Genomic DNA, 13,401 nt, shown 5'->3' on the forward strand with positions numbered 1-13,401 from the left:
ACCCGATCGTTATCGCCGGGTGATCCCACGTGACCCAGCGGTCGCCTAGAGTCCCAGACGCGCCGTCGTGCCAGGCGCAACTGCTCCTCGGCACGCTCTGGTGGGTGAAAGGCGTGACAGCATGAAGCGGAACAGGTCTCTCGGTCTGATCGCCTGCGCTGTCGTCCTGCTGATCGCCCCGGCCTGCTCCGGGGACGACGCCTCCGACCCCCGCGGGTCGGGGGACGACGCCACCACGGCCGTCACCCGCGACGCCGAGCGCCAGGGGCCGGCCCCCGACGTCGACGGCGCCACCCCGGGGGGCACCCTGACCGTCCACGTCCCCGAGGACGAGGGCCCCACCACCCTGGACGCCACCGCCGGCTGGCAGGGGAGCGGCCGGGCGATCCAGCAGGCCCTCACCCACCGGTCGTTGACCCAGTACGCCCGCGGCGAGGACGGTCGCCCGATCCTGGTGCCGGACCTCGCGGTCGACCTCGGCCAGCCCAACGACGACTTCACGGAATGGCGGTTCACCATCCGCGACGACGCGACCTGGGAGGACGGCAAGCTCATCACCCCCCGCGAGGTCGCCTTCGGGATCAAGCGGTCGCTGGACACCAAGGCGTTCCCGCTGGGGCCGGGCTCGGAGTACTCGAAGCGCTACTTCGCCGGCGCCGACGACTACGCCGGGCCGTACGCGAAGCAGGCCGGCAAGTTCGACGGGGTCACCGTGGAGGGCTCCGACGTGGTGATCCGCATGTCCGAGCCCTTCCCCGACATGGACCACTGGGGCGCCTTCATGGCGATGGGTCCGGCACCCGAGGGGAAGGCCTCCAAGCCCCCCGCCTACGGGCAGGACCCCCTCTCCAACGGCCCCTACAAGGTCGAGACCTTCAAGCCCGGCCGGGAGCTGGTGCTGGTCCGCAACGAGCAGTGGAACCCGGCCAGCGACCCGGCGCGTCACCAGTACGTCGACAAGTGGGTCTTCCGGTTCGGCCAGGACCAGCCGCAGGTCGACGAGGTCATGCTCTCGGGCAGCCCGGAGTCCCAGACGGCGCTCTCCACGTCGCTGGGCCAGGAGAACTACGAGCAGGCCGTGCTGGAGCTGGAGGACCGTCTGGTCCACCAGTCCTCGCCCTGCGTCACCACCCTGACCCCCGACTACACCAAGATCACCGAGCCCGAGGTGCGCCGGGCGCTCGCCTACGCCTACCCCTACGAGGACGCCTGGCTGGCCGCGGGCGAGGTGCCGGGCGCGACCCGGGTGCACGCCGCCTCCGTCCTGCCCCGCTGGACGGCCGGCCGGCGCGACCCCGGCCCCGACGACGCCTCCGTGCGGACCGACCCCGAGCGCGCCAAGGAGCTGCTGGCCGAGGCGGGCTACCAGCCGGGCGACTACGAGATCACGATGATCTACTACACCGTCGACCCGCTGGCCCGGGCCGTGCAGGACGAGGTCACCCGCGGACTCGAGGCGGGCGGGTTCTCGGTGCGCGCGATCCCGGTCCGGGAGTCGCCCTACAACGTGTGGTCCGAGCCCGGCAGCGGCCTCGACAAGCGCCTCAACGTGCGCGGCGTCAGCCTCTGCGCCGACTGGCCCACCGGCTCCGCGCTGCTGCGCCCGCTGCTGGCCTCCGGCTCCGACTACAACACGGCGCGCTTCGAGGAGGCCTCCGTCGACCGCGAGATGGCCCGGATCGCCACCCTCCCGCTCGACGAGCAGGACGCGGCCTGGGGCGAGCTCGACGAGCGGGTGCGCGAGGAGTTCTTCCCCCTGGTCCCCGTCGACCACCGCAACGAGCTCTTCGTCTTCGGGGAGAAGGTCGGGAACCCCACCGGGGACGCCTCCATCGGCGCCCCCAACTACAAGGACCTCTTCGTCGCCAGGTGAGGCACCGGCCTCCCGGCCGGCCACCTAGGCTGGGGTCCGTGGCCGCGCCGTCGTCCGAGCCAGGACTCTTCGACACCCCCGACCCCGGAGCCGGGTCGCTGGGGGCCAACACCCACGCCTCGGCGCCCCTGGCCGTGCGGATGCGGCCCCGCACCCTGGACGAGCTGGTGGGGCAGGACCAGCTCCGCGCCCCCGGCTCGCCGTTGCGCCGCCTGGTCGAGGGCGACCAGTCGATGTCGCTGCTGCTGTGGGGGCCGCCCGGGACGGGCAAGACCACGATCGCCGGCATCGTGAGCCTGCAGACCGACCGGCGCTTCGTGGAGGTCTCCGCGGTCTCGGCGGGGGTCAAGGAGGTCCGGGCGGCGATCGACGCGGCGCGCGCCGAGCTCTCCCGTGGCGGGCGGGAGACGGTGCTCTTCGTCGACGAGGTGCACCGGTTCTCCAAGGCCCAGCAGGACGCCCTGCTGCCGGGGGTGGAGAACCGCTGGGTGACCCTGGTGGCGGCGACCACCGAGAACCCCTTCTTCTCCGTCATCTCCCCGCTGCTCTCGCGGAGCCTGCTGCTGCGGCTGGAGTCCCTCAGCGACGAGGGCGTCGGCCAGGTCATCGACCAGGCGCTGGAGGACGAGCGCGGCCTGGCGGGGGAGTTCGAGCTCGCGGACGACGCCCGCCGGCACCTGGTGCGCCTGGCCGGGGGCGACGCGCGGCGAGCCCTGACCTACCTCGAGGCGGCCGCGGGTGCCGCCGCGTCGGTGGGCGGGCCGGGTGCGCGGCTGATCGACCTGGAGCTGACCGAGACCGCGGTCGACCGGGCGGCGGTGCGCTACGACCGCCAGGGCGACCAGCACTACGACGTCACCTCGGCGTTCATCAAGTCCGTCCGCGGCTCCGACGTCGACGCAGCCCTGCACTACCTCGCGCGGATGGTCGAGGCCGGGGAGGACCCCCGCTTCATCGCCCGGCGCCTGGTGATCCTGGCCAGCGAGGACATCGGCCTGGCCGACCCGACCGCCCTGACCACCGCGGTGGCCGCGGCCCAGGCGGTCCAGCTCATCGGGATGCCCGAGGCCCGGCTCAACCTCGCCCAGGCCACCATCGCGCTCACCATCGCCCCGAAGTCCAACGCGGTGATCAAGGCGATCGACGCCGCCAGCGCGGACGTGCGCGCCGGCAAGATCGGCCCGGTGCCCCCGCACCTGCGCGACGCCCACTACGGGGGCGCCAAGAAGCTCGGGCACGGCGGGGGCTACGTCTACCCCCACGACGAGACGTACGGCGTCGCCGCGCAGCAGTACGCACCCGACGTGGTGCTCGACGCCAAGTACTACCGACCCACCAGCCTCGGGGCCGAGTCCGCGGTCAAGGAGCGCTGGCAGCGGATCCGCAGCCTCGTCCGTGGTGGGCGGGGCGGCAGGTAGGGTTCCCCTCTGTGAACCAGCCCACGACCCTCGCGCTGACCGGTGCCGCCGCGCTGGTGGTGCTGGTGCTCGCTCTCGCGGTCGTCCTGCTCCGCACCCGCCGGCACACCGCCGCCGCGCTGGACCGGGCAGCCGGCGAGCAGGCCGCCCTGCTGTCCCGCCTCGAGGAGCTCGAGCGGGCCGGTGCCGCCGCTCCGGCCGCCCGGACCACCGCCGAGTTCGTGATCACCGACGTGGGCGCCGAGGCCGTGCCGGCCACGGCCCCCGCCGGGCGGATCGAGGGGCGCCTCTTCGCCGACCTGGTGGTCCGCGAGTCGGTGGTGAAGGCCGCCTCATGGGCGCACGGCGTGCGCCACGTGCTCTCCTGGGAGGTGCGTGAGCGGCTCCGGGCCGAGATGAGCCGCGAGGTCAGGCGTTCGGCGCGTCAGCGCCGCGCCGACGTCAAGGAGGCGCTGCGCCAGTACTACGCGCGCGAGCGGGGTGACGCGGCATGAGCCGCGGCCTGTGGTTCGTCGCCGGCGCGGGCGCCGGCGTCTACGCCGTCTCGCGGGCACGCCGTGCGCTGGACAGCGTGAGCGCCGAAGGGCTCCGCAACCGGTGGCACGGTCTCACCCACGCCGCCCGGGTGGCGGGGGAGGAGCTCCACTCCGCCCGCGCCGACCGGGAGGCCGAGCTGCGGGAGCGGCTGGGCCTCGCCCCGCCCGTGGGGCCCCGGCTGGTCGCGCCGGGCCCTCCCGCGCCGGTGCTGGCCACCGGCCGCCCCGACCCCCTGACCCCCGTACCGGCGGAGCACCAGCTCCGGCCGGCCGACGACACGAGAGACGACACCTGATGGAGACCGCCGAGATCCGCCGCCGCTTCCTCGCGCACTTCGAGCGCGACGCGACCGTCGGGCCGCACACCGTGGTGCCGTCGGCCTCGCTGCTGCTCGACGACCCCAACCTGCTCTTCGTCAACGCCGGGATGGTCCCCTTCAAGCCGTTCTTCCTCGGCCAGGAGACCCCGCCCTACCAGCGGGCGACCAGCGTGCAGAAGTGCGTGCGCACCCCCGACATCGAGGACGTCGGCAAGACCACCCGCCACGGCACCTTCTTCGAGATGTGCGGCAACTTCTCCTTCGGTGACTACTTCAAGGAAGGCGCCATCCGCCTCGCCTGGGACCTGATCACCAAGCCGGTCGCCGACGGCGGCTTCGGGTTGGAGGAGTCGCGGCTCTACCCCTCGGTGCTGGCCGGCGACGACGAGGCCGTGGCCCTGTGGACCAAGGTCACCGGCCTGCCCGAGCACCGGATCATCAAGCTCGGCCCGCGGGAGAACTACTGGTCCATGGGCGTCCCCGGTCCGGGCGGCCCGTGCTCGGAGATCCTCTACGACCGGGGCCCGGAGTTCGGCCCCGACTTCGACTCCGCCACCCTGGGGCCGGACATGCCGCTGGCCCTGGAGGACCGGCTGCTGGAGATCTGGAACCTGGTCTTCATGCAGGACGAGCTCTCCGCCGTGCGCTCCAAGAGCGACTTCGACATCGCCGGTTCGCTGCCGATGAAGAACATCGACACCGGCATGGGCCTGGAGCGGGTGGCCTTCCTGCTCCAGGGCAAGCAGAACATGTACGAGATCGACGTGATGTTCCCGGTGATCGAGAAGGCGATGGAGCTCACCGGGCGCCGCTACGGCGCCGACCCCGACGACGACGTCCGGTTCCGGGTGGTCGCCGACCACGTGCGCTCCTCGATGATGCTGATCAGCGACGGGGTCACCCCGGGCAACGAGGGCCGCGGCTACGTGCTGCGCCGGTTGCTGCGCCGCGCCGTGCGCTCGATGCGGCTCCTGGGCTACGAGGACCGGGCGCTCCCGGAGCTGATGCCGGTCTCGCGCGACCGGATGGCGGAGACCTACCGCGAGCTGCACGACGACTGGGAGCGCATCTCGCGGGTCGCGTACGCGGAGGAGGACGCCTTCCGCAAGACGCTCCGCTCCGGCACCCAGATCTTCGACCTGGCGGCCACCGAGGTGAAGTCCTCCGGGGGTCGGGTCCTCTCCGGCGACCAGGCGTTCTCGCTGCACGACACCTACGGCTTCCCCATCGACCTGACCCTCGAGATGGCCGCCGAGCAGGGGCTCCAGGTCGACGAGGAGGGCTTCCGCAACCTGATGGCCGAGCAGCGTGCCCGGGCCAAGGCGGATGCCCGCGCCAAGCGGGGCCAGCACGCCGACACGGCCGCCTACCGCGCCGTCCTGGACGCCCACGGCCCGACCGAGTGGCTGGCCTACGAGACGCTCGAGACCGAGTCGCGGCCGCTGGCCGTGCTGCGCGAGGGCCGGCCCGTCCCGGCGCTCGCGCAGGGTGAGGTGGGCGAGCTGGTCCTGGACCGCACCCCCTTCTACGCCGAGTCCGGCGGCCAGGCGGCCGACGCGGGCCGGATCGAGCTCGACGGCGGGGTGCTGGAGGTGCTCGACGTGCAGCGCCCCGTGCGGGGCCTGGTCGTGCACCAGGTCAGGGTCCTGGAGGGGGAGCTGCCCTCGGACGCCGCGCTGCTGCACGCCAAGGTCGACCCGGAGTGGCGCACCGGTGCGCGGCAGGCCCACTCGGGCACCCACGTGGTGCACGCGGCGCTGCGCGAGGTGCTCGGCCCCACGGCGCTGCAGTCGGGCTCCTACAACCGCCCCGGCTACCTGCGGCTCGACTTCGGCTGGACCGCGGGCCTCTCGCCCGAGCAGGTCCACGACATCGAGACGGTCTCCAACCAGGCCCTGCGTGCCGACCTCCCGGTGGGCTGGCAGTACATGACCCTGGCCGAGGCCAAGGAGTGGGGCGCGATCGCGCTCTTCGGGGAGACCTACGACGACCAGCAGGTGCGCGTGGTCGAGATCGGCGGTCCCTGGTCGCGCGAGCTCTGCGGCGGTACGCACGTCGACCACAGCTCCCAGATCGGCACGGTGGTGATCACCGGCGAGTCGTCGGTCGGCTCGGGCAACCGGCGGATCGAGGCGTTCACCGGCGTGGAGGGCTTCGCCTACCTGGCCCGCGAGCGCGACGTGGTCGGCGAGTTGACGACCCTGCTCAAGGCGCAGCCGGACGACGTGGTCGGTCGGGTGCGTGACCTGGTCGAGCGGCTGCGGTCCACCGAGAAGGAGCTGGAGCGCGCCCGCCTGTCCCAGCTGCTCGCCGGCGGCGCCGCGCTCGCCCAGGGTGCCCAGGACGTGGCCGGGGTGGCCGTGGTCGCGGGCCGGCTCGACGGTGCGGCCGGCGGCGACGTCCGCACGCTCGCGGTCGACGTGCGCGCCCGACTGGCCGCGGACCGGCCGGGCGTGGTGGTGCTGCTCGGCGCCGCGGACGGCAAGGTCTCCGTGGTCGCGGCGACCAACGAGGCCGCACGCGAGCGCGGTCTCTCCGCCCACGAGCTGGTCCGGGTGCTCGGCCCGCACGTCGGGGGCCGCGGCGGTGGCAAGGCGGACCTCGCCCAGGGCGGCGGGACCGAGGTCGCCGGGGTCGACGCGGCGGTGGCCGCCGTTCCGGCCGAGGTGGCGCGAGTCGTCGGCGGGAGCTGAGGTGCGTCACGGAGTGCGCCTCGGCATCGACCCGGGGGACGCCCGTATCGGGGTCGCCAGGAGCGACCCCTCCGGGTTCCTGGCCACTCCGGTCGAGACCGTGCCCCGGGGCCGCGGCGACCTGCGCAGGCTCGCCCGCATCCTGGCGGAGGAGGGGGCCGTGGAGGTCGTGGTGGGGCTGCCCCGCTCGCTCTCCGGTGCCGAGGGACCCGCGGCCGCCAAGGCCCGCGAGTTCGCCCGGACCCTCGCTCGCCGGGTGGCGCCGGTCCCCGTGAGACTCTGTGACGAGCGCCTGACCACGGTCAGCGCCGAGTCGATGCTGCGCGAGCGCGGCAGCAAGGGCAGCAAGCGTCGTGCGGTGGTCGACCAGGTCGCCGCCGTCGTGATCCTGCAACACGCGCTGGACACGGAGCGAAGCACCGGAACAGCTCCCGGAGAGATCGTCGAGGTCAACGATGAGTGAGCACGAGGACACGCTGGTGCAGTTCGCGCGCGAGGAGGGCGGCTACACGGCCGGCGGCGCGCGGAAGAAGAAGCGCAGCCCGGTCGGCTGCCTCGCCGTGCTGGCGGTGCTCGCGGCCGTCGTCGGAGGTCTCTACCTGGCCGTCGACAAGGGGGTGCAGTTCGTCTCCGAGCAGTTCGGGTCGGTGGAGGACTACCCGGGCCCCGGCGAGGGCGCGGTGATGTTCGAGGTGGAGCCGGGCGACGTGGTGGCCGAGATCGGGCGCAACCTCAAGGACGCCGGTGTCGTGGCCTCGGTGCAGGCCTTCATCGACGCGGCGGCCGCCAACCCCGACTCCAACCGGATCCAGCCGGGCTCCTACGAGCTGGCCGAGGAGATGCGGGCGGCCGACGCGCTCGACCTGCTCGTCGACCCCGCCAACCAGGTGAAGTCGACCGTGACGGTGCCCGAGGGGCTGCGGGTCGTGGACATCGTCGACATCCTGGTGGAGCAGACGCCGTTCAACCGCAAACGCTACGAGAAGGCGCTGGCCGACCCCGCGGCGCTGGGCCTGCCCGACTACGCCGGCGGCAACCCGGAGGGCTACCTCTTCCCGGCCACCTACGAGATCGGCCCCAAGGACAAGCCCGCCGACATCCTGGCCAAGATGGTGGCCCGGTGGCGCCAGGCCGCCGACGAGGCCGGGCTGGAGGAGCGTGCCGCCGAGCTGGGCAAGACGCCCGCCGAGCTGATGATCATCGCCTCGCTGGTGGAGGCCGAGGGCCGCGGCGACGACATGCCCAAGGTGGCCCGGGTGATCTACAACCGGCTCGACGGCCCCGGGGACAAGGGCGGTACCAACGGCCTGCTCCAGGTCGACGCGGCCAACGCCTACGGCATCGGCAAGTCCGGGACCACGGCGCTGTCCACCGAGGAGCTCGCCGTGGACACGCCGTACAACACCCGGCTCTACCCCGGCCTCCCGCCCACCCCCATCGAGGCCCCGGGCGACGACGCCATCGAGGCGGCGGCGAACCCGGCCGAGGGCCCCTGGTACTACTACGTCACCGTCGACCTGCGCACCGGCGAGACGAAGTTCACCGACTCCTACGACGAGTTCCTGGAGTTCAAGGACGAGTACCTCGCCTACTGCGAGACCTCGGACGCGTGCTGAGGCGATGACGTCGTCCTGGCGCAGGTGCGGCGTCCTGGGGGACCCGATCGCGCACTCGCTCTCCCCGGTCCTGCACCGGGCGGGGTACGCCGTGACCGGCCTCGACTGGAGCTACGACGCTCACCGGGTGCCGGCGGGGGGCCTGCGTGAGTTCGTCGCCGGCCTGGACGAGAGCTGGCGCGGCCTGTCGGTGACCATGCCGCTCAAGGTCGAGGCGCATGAGCGCGCCGACCGGCTGACGCCGCTCGCCCGCCTCTCCGGGGTGGTCAACACCCTGGTGCTCGACGGCGAGGTGGTCGGAGACAACACCGACCTGCCGGGTGCGGTCGCCGCGGTGCGCGAGCGGACGACGGCCGACCCCGCGACCGCGGTGGTGCTGGGCGCCGGCGCGACCGCAGCCTCGGTCGGCCTCGCGCTGGCCGAGCTGGGGGTGGAGCGGCTGCGGCTCGCCGCGCGGAGCCCGGAGCGCGCCGCCGCCTGCGTCGAGGCGATCCGGCGCCACCCCCGCGCACCCCGGGTCGAGGTCGTGCCCCTGGAGGCGGGGGCGCTCGCGGCCGCGGCCGGCGCGAGCGGGCGGCCGGACATCGTCGTCTCGACGATCCCGGCCACCGCCCAGGGGCCGGAGCTCGTCGAGGCCCTGGCGGGCGTGCCGTGCGTCTTCGACGTGCTCTACGACCCGTGGCCGACCCCCCTGGCCCACGCCGCCGAGGGGGTCGTCGTCTCCGGCCTGGATCTGCTGGTGCACCAGGCCGCCCTCCAGTTCGCGGCGTTCACCGGGCGCGAGGCGCCGCTGGCGGCCATGCGCGAGGCGGGGGAGCGGGCCCTGGCGGCACGAGCGGCCTCCCCTCGGAGCGCGACGTGATCGGGCCGGCCCTGGTGGGGCTCGGCCTCTCCGGGCTGGGCGGCGCGCTGGTGCCCGCCCTGGTCGCGCGCATCCCCGAGCCCGGACCCGAGCCCGGCCCCGAGCCCGGCCCCGAGCCCGGACCTGATGCCCGACCCGGAGCCGAGCCCGAGCCCGAGCCCGAGCTCAAGGAGCTCTACGCCGACATCGCCGCGTCGCGGGGGCTGGGCCCGCGCTGCGCGGTGGCCGCCGGCGTCGCCGGCGCCGCGGTGGGGGCGGGGGTGGGCTGGAGCTGGGCCCTGCTCTTCCTGCTGCCCCTGGTCCCGGTGCTGGTCGCCCTCTCCGTGGTCGACTGGCGCACCCGCCTGCTGCCCACCTGGGTGATCGCCCGCACCTACGTGCTGCTCCTCGCCGGGGTCGCGCTGGCCGCCCTGCTCTCCGCCGAGCCCGGTGACCTGGTCCGCGCCGGGTGCGGATGGCTCGTCGCCGGTGCCTCCTACTTCGTGCTGTGGTTCGTCCACCCCCGAGGGCTGGGCTACGGCGACGTCCGGCTCTCCGGCGTCCTGGGCCTGGCGCTCGGCTACCTGGGCTGGGGGGAGCTGCTCGCCGGCCTCTATGCGGGGTTCCTGCTCGGGGGCGTGGGCGGTGGGCTGCTGACCCTGCTCGGCGTCACCGAGCGCAAGAGCCTGCCCTTCGGCCCCTTCATGGTGCTGGGCGCCCTGGTGGGCGTGCTGAGCGGGCCCTGGGTCTGGTCGTATCTCGTGGGACGCTGGGCCTGATCGGTCGCCGAGAGGCCCGTGAAAGACTGCGCCCATGTTGCGATGGCTCACGGCGGGCGAGTCCCACGGACCGGCCCTGGTCGCGATCCTGGAGGGCCTCCCGGCCCATGTCCAGGTGACGACCGACGACATCTCCGACTCCCTCGCCCGGCGTCGCCTCGGCTACGGCCGCGGTGCCCGGATGAAGTTCGAGCAGGACGCGGTGCGCATCCTGGGCGGGGTCCGGCACGGACTCACCCAGGGCGGGCCGGTGGCCATCGAGGTGGGCAACAGCGAGTGGCCCAAGTGGGAGCAGGTGATGTCGGCCGACCCGGTCGACCCCGACGAGCTCGCGACGATGGCCCGCAACGCGCCGCTGACCCGTCCCCGGCCGGGCCACGCCGACCTGGCCGGCATGCAGAAGTACGACTTCGACGAGGCGCGTCCGGTGCTGGAGCGGGCCTCCGCCCGCGAGACCGCCGCCCGGGTGGCCCTGGGCCGGGTGGCCACGAACTTCCTGCGCCAGGCCCTCGACGTCGACGTGGTCTCCCACGTGGTCGAGCTCGGCGGCGTGCCCGCGCCCTCGGGCCTGCTGCCGGGGCCCGACGACGTCGCGCGCCTCGACGAGGACCCGGTCCGGTGCCTGGACCCCGAGGCGTCCGCGGCGATGGTCGCGGCCATCGACCAGGCCCACAAGGACGGTGACACCCTCGGCGGCGTCGTCGAGGTCGTCGTCCACGGCCTGCCGCCGGGCCTGGGCTCCCACGTCCACTGGGACCGCCGGCTCGACAGCCGGCTGGCCGGGGCCCTGATGGGCATCCAGGCGATCAAGGGCGTCGAGGTGGGCGACGGCTTCGAGCTGGCCGCCACCCCCGGGTCCCTGGCCCACGACGAGATCGTGCCCACCCCCGACGGGCTGCGGCGCACCTCCGGGCGCGCCGGCGGCACCGAGGGCGGCATGACCACCGGTGAGGTGCTCCGGGTCCGGGCCGCGATGAAGCCGATCGCGACCGTGCCCCGCGCACTGCGCACGGTCGACGTCTCGACCGGCGAGGAGGCGGTGGCCCACCACCAGCGCTCCGACGTCTGCGCCGTGCCGGCCGCCGGCATCGTGGCCGAGGCGATGGTGGCGCTCGTCCTCGCCGACGCGGCCCTCGAGAAGTTCGGTGGCGACTCCGTCGCCGAGACCCGGCGCAACGCCCGGGCCTACCTCGACGCGCTGCGGTTCCGGTGACCGGCGCGACCGATCCCGCCCGGGAGGCCGTCGACGGGCCGCGGGTCGTCCTGGTCGGGCCGATGGGTGCGGGCAAGTCCACGGTGGCGCGGCTCCTGGCCGAGGCCTGGCAGCTGCCCGTGCGCGACACCGACGACGACGTCGAGCGCGCCGAGGGCCGGTCGATCTCGGACATCTTCGTCGACTCCGGCGAGGAGCACTTCCGCCGGCTCGAGGCCGCCGCGGTGGCCCGTGCGCTCGTCGAGCACACCGGCGTGCTGGCGCTGGGCGGGGGAGCGGTGCTCGACCCCGGCACCCGCGAGCTGCTCGCCGGACAGCGGGTCGTCTTCTTGCAGGTCGGGCTCTCCGACGCCGTCAAGCGCGTCGGGCTGGGCTCCGCGAGGCCCCTGCTGCTCGGCAACGTGCGCGCCCGGGTCAAGGCGCTGCTCGACGAGCGGGCCCCCCTCTACGAGTCGGTGGCCACCCTCACGGTGAGCACGGACGGACGCACCGCCCGGGAAGTGGCGGACGAGATCATGGAGGCGCTGGGATGAGCGCGGGAGCCGACGAGACCGTGCTGCACGTGGCCGGGCCCACCCCCTACGACGTGCTGGTGGGCCACGACCTCGCCGCGCGGCTGCCCGACCTGCTCGGCGAGCAGGTGGCGCGGGTGGCCCTGCTCTACGCCGGTGACCTCGGTGCCCTGGCCCAGCCGGTGGCCGACGTCCTCGCCGCCCACTACGACGTCCTGGCGCTCGGCCTGCCCGACGGCGAGCAGACCAAGACCGCGGCCGTGGCGGCCGACTGCTGGGAGGCGCTGGGCGAGGCGGGCTTCACCCGCTCCGACGCGGTGGTGACCCTCGGCGGCGGCGCGACCAGCGACCTCGGGGGCTTCGTCGCGGCGACCTGGCTGCGCGGCGTGCGCGTGGTCCACCTCCCGACCACGGTCGTGGGAATGGTCGACGCCGCGGTCGGCGGCAAGACGGGCATCAACACCGGCGCCGGCAAGAACCTGGTGGGCGCCTTCCACGAGCCCGCCGGGGTGCTCTGCGACCTCCGCTTCCTGGAGACCCTGCCCCGGGCCGAGCTGGTCGCCGGGCTCGGCGAGGTGGTCAAGTGCGGCTTCATCGCCGACCCGCGGATCCTCGAGCTGGTGGAGTCGTGCGATCCCGCGGAGCTGGTCCCCGGCTCGCCGGTGCTCCGCGAGCTGGTCGAGCGGGCCATCCGGGTCAAGGTCGAGGTGGTGGCCGACGACCTCAAGGAGACCGGCGGCACCGGCGGCCACCCCGGCCGCGAGGTGCTCAACTACGGCCACACCATGGCCCACGCCATCGAGCGCGCCTCCGGCTACGCGGTGCGCCACGGCGAGGCGGTGGCGCTGGGCTGCGTCTTCGTGGCCGAGGTGGCGGTGCGGGCCGGGATCCTGCCCGAGCCGGTGGCCCGCCGGCACCGGGAGGCGCTGGAGCGGGTGGGCCTGCCGGTCACCTGGGACGGCGCCACCTTCGAGGAGCTGCGCGCCGCGATGGCGGTGGACAAGAAGACGCGCGGGTCCCAGCTGCGCCTGGTGGTCCTCGACGACGTCGCCCGGCCGCGGATCCTCGCCGGACCCGACGAGGCGCACCTGCGGGCCGCCTACGAGGTGATGGCCGGAGCCGGCGGATGAGCGCGGGGGAGGGCCGCCCGGTCCTGGTGCTCAACGGCCCCAACCTGGGCCGGCTCGGCCGGCGACAGCCCGAGATCTACGGCACCACCACCCACGCGGAGCTGGTGGAGCTCTGCCGGGCCTGGGGAGCCGAGCTCGGCCTGGCCGTCGAGGTGCGCCAGACCAACCACGAGGGCGTCCTGCTCGACTGGCTCAACCAGGCCGCCGACGACCGCGTCCCGGTGGTCCTCAACGCCGGCGCCTGGACGCACTACTCCTTGGCCCTCTACGACGCCTGCGCCCAGCTCGAGGCCCCGCTCGTCGAGGTGCACCTCTCCGACCCCCGGAGCCGGGCCGAGGAGTTCCGGCACACCTCCTTCGTGGAGCCCCACGCCGACGCCACGGTGGTGGGCCGCGGCGTGGAGGGCTACCGGGACGCCCTGAGGGCCGTCGCCGACGCCACCACCCCCTGATTTCCTCCGCACGCCACC

Annotated in this window: 13 protein-coding genes; all 13 read left to right on the forward strand. The window is 74.3% G+C overall.

Annotated elements, in window-relative coordinates:
• Nucleotides 1–121: 121 nt before the first annotated feature.
• The 13 genes from AC4BGE_RS12860 to AC4BGE_RS12920 are packed head-to-tail and all read left to right on the forward strand — an operon-like array spanning nucleotide 122 to nucleotide 13,383.
• A complete protein-coding gene (locus AC4BGE_RS12860; RefSeq protein ID WP_490575542.1) occupies nucleotides 122–1,873 on the forward strand; it encodes an ABC transporter substrate-binding protein in 1,752 nt (583 codons plus the stop codon).
• A gap of 38 nt (nucleotides 1,874–1,911) precedes the next feature.
• Complete coding sequence (locus tag AC4BGE_RS12865) at nucleotides 1,912–3,291, forward strand: replication-associated recombination protein A (protein WP_490575543.1); 1,380 nt, start codon at nucleotides 1,912–1,914, stop codon at nucleotides 3,289–3,291.
• 11 nt (nucleotides 3,292–3,302) lie between these two features.
• A complete protein-coding gene (locus AC4BGE_RS12870) occupies nucleotides 3,303–3,785 on the forward strand; it encodes a hypothetical protein (RefSeq protein ID WP_490575544.1) in 483 nt (160 codons plus the stop codon).
• The gene (locus AC4BGE_RS12875; protein ID WP_490575545.1) at nucleotides 3,782–4,123 is read left to right on the forward strand and encodes a DUF6167 family protein; all 342 of its coding nucleotides are present in this window, start codon (nucleotides 3,782–3,784) and stop codon (nucleotides 4,121–4,123) included. Before AC4BGE_RS12870 ends, AC4BGE_RS12875 begins: the two co-directional genes overlap by 4 nt.
• The gene (gene alaS / locus AC4BGE_RS12880; protein ID WP_490575546.1) at nucleotides 4,123–6,840 is read left to right on the forward strand and encodes an alanine--tRNA ligase; all 2,718 of its coding nucleotides are present in this window, start codon (nucleotides 4,123–4,125) and stop codon (nucleotides 6,838–6,840) included. Before AC4BGE_RS12875 ends, alaS begins: the two co-directional genes overlap by 1 nt.
• Nucleotide 6,841: 1 nt before the next feature.
• Nucleotides 6,842–7,303 carry a Holliday junction resolvase RuvX gene (ruvX, locus tag AC4BGE_RS12885; protein ID WP_490571482.1) on the forward strand — a complete coding sequence of 154 codons (462 nt, stop codon included), beginning with the start codon at nucleotides 6,842–6,844 and terminating at the stop codon, nucleotides 7,301–7,303.
• Entirely contained in the window at nucleotides 7,296–8,456 is a 1,161-nt protein-coding gene (gene mltG, locus AC4BGE_RS12890; protein WP_490575547.1) for an endolytic transglycosylase MltG, read from the forward strand. The genes ruvX and mltG overlap by 8 nt, the downstream gene beginning before the upstream one ends.
• Before the next feature lie 4 nt (nucleotides 8,457–8,460).
• Nucleotides 8,461–9,318 carry a shikimate dehydrogenase gene (locus AC4BGE_RS12895; RefSeq protein WP_490575548.1) on the forward strand — a complete coding sequence of 286 codons (858 nt, stop codon included), beginning with the start codon at nucleotides 8,461–8,463 and terminating at the stop codon, nucleotides 9,316–9,318.
• Nucleotides 9,315–10,076 carry a prepilin peptidase gene (locus AC4BGE_RS12900; RefSeq protein WP_490575549.1) on the forward strand — a complete coding sequence of 254 codons (762 nt, stop codon included), beginning with the start codon at nucleotides 9,315–9,317 and terminating at the stop codon, nucleotides 10,074–10,076. Before AC4BGE_RS12895 ends, AC4BGE_RS12900 begins: the two co-directional genes overlap by 4 nt.
• Nucleotides 10,077–10,110: 34 nt before the next feature.
• A complete protein-coding gene (aroC, locus tag AC4BGE_RS12905) occupies nucleotides 10,111–11,289 on the forward strand; it encodes a chorismate synthase (protein WP_490575550.1) in 1,179 nt (392 codons plus the stop codon).
• Nucleotides 11,286–11,822 carry a shikimate kinase gene (locus tag AC4BGE_RS12910; protein WP_490575551.1) on the forward strand — a complete coding sequence of 179 codons (537 nt, stop codon included), beginning with the start codon at nucleotides 11,286–11,288 and terminating at the stop codon, nucleotides 11,820–11,822. The genes aroC and AC4BGE_RS12910 overlap by 4 nt, the downstream gene beginning before the upstream one ends.
• A complete protein-coding gene (gene aroB / locus AC4BGE_RS12915; RefSeq protein WP_490575552.1) occupies nucleotides 11,819–12,931 on the forward strand; it encodes a 3-dehydroquinate synthase in 1,113 nt (370 codons plus the stop codon). Before AC4BGE_RS12910 ends, aroB begins: the two co-directional genes overlap by 4 nt.
• Nucleotides 12,928–13,383, forward strand: coding sequence for a type II 3-dehydroquinate dehydratase (locus AC4BGE_RS12920; RefSeq protein WP_490575553.1), 456 nt, complete (start codon nucleotides 12,928–12,930; stop codon nucleotides 13,381–13,383). Before aroB ends, AC4BGE_RS12920 begins: the two co-directional genes overlap by 4 nt.
• Nucleotides 13,384–13,401 lie beyond the last annotated feature (18 nt).

This window comes from Nocardioides sp. Z50_6 (assembly GCF_058215755.1).